Source organism: Legionella anisa (genome assembly GCF_001467525.1).
GTDB classification, from domain to species: domain Bacteria; phylum Pseudomonadota; class Gammaproteobacteria; order Legionellales; family Legionellaceae; genus Legionella; species Legionella anisa.
On the sequence record NZ_LNXS01000053.1, the window covers coordinates 138,451 to 139,641 of the forward strand.

Sequence of the window (1,191 nt, forward strand, 5' to 3'; positions counted from 1 at the left end):
GTGCTGATTCGATTTCTTACTTTTACAGTGTTCAAATGTACCAAAAATAACGCCTGAAACTTCATCAAAAATTCCTGCTAAATCTAGTTGGGAGAGCATGCCATCAATATTATAGGGCTCGACACCAACGTCTTCTACCAATAAAATACTTTCTTTAAAACTAGGCAGATAAGGTGTACCCATTAAATTAGTCATCAGAGTTAAATTTCCACCAAGTAAAGGACCTCGGCTAACACCTGCATGAACTTTTATTCCTTTGGAAATTGTGTACTCTTGGCCTAATAAAGAGGAAAGTAATGTTTTTTTAACCTGGGTACTCAAATGAATAGTCAAAGTAAATCCTGTATAACTTACTAAGCCACTGTTTTTAAATACGCCTAATTGCAACGCGGTGGTATCACTAAACCCGAATAATTGTTTTGGGTTTCTCTTAATTAATTCATAGTCTAAAAAAGGTAAAATACGTTGTGAACCTTGTCCGCCTCGGGTTGCAATAATTGCTTTCACTTCAGAATCTTTAAAGAAATCCATCACATCATTGGCACGTTCACTGTCTTTTCCCGCTAAAAATCGTTCTGATGCAAACATATGCTTTGCATACTTTACCTTAAATCCATTCAACTTTAATAAATGAACTCCCGCTTCTATATCCTGTTCCATAATAGGGCTCGACGGTGAAATAAGCCCTACGATATCTCCTTTTTGCAGTGGTGCTGGACATAGAATCTTCATTTATTACCTCAATTATTTTCTGCATTCAAAAACAATACTTTCGTCTTTTTCATCAGGTGGCGCGTTTCGGTCAAATCCTTTAACCATCCGTACATTGCTAAAACCAACCTCAGTAAGCAAATTGTGCAAGAAAGAAGAGTTTTGATAAATGCGAATTTTATATTCCTCTACCTCTGTTTGAATCACACGGTTGTTTTCAATCAACTCGTATTTGCCGATAGAGTAACAAACCTCTTCATTGAGCATGGCTAATTGACTTAATACGATGAGAGTTCCATCTTCTTTGGGCCATCTTGAGCCTCTCCATATACCTAATTCATTAGGAACTGCATAGCGTGTTTCTACTTCAAATACAAAAAGTCCTTTATCTTCTAGGTGCTCATAAATGATTTTTAAGGCTTTTTGGATATCCGCCTTTTCAGTAATGAGACAAAATGAACCACTGGGTATAAAAATCAA

The 1,191-nt window shown here is 36.4% G+C and carries 1 protein-coding gene and 1 pseudogene; both read right to left on the reverse strand.

The features are described 5' to 3' along the window. Positions 1-732 (reverse strand): S66 peptidase family protein (locus Lani_RS16385; protein WP_238585196.1); only part of this gene is annotated, 732 nt, incomplete at its 3' end. A gap of 12 nt (positions 733-744) precedes the next feature. Beyond that, a pseudogene (locus Lani_RS20960) lies at positions 745-1,191 on the reverse strand (bifunctional GNAT family N-acetyltransferase/class I SAM-dependent methyltransferase); the annotation flags it as partial.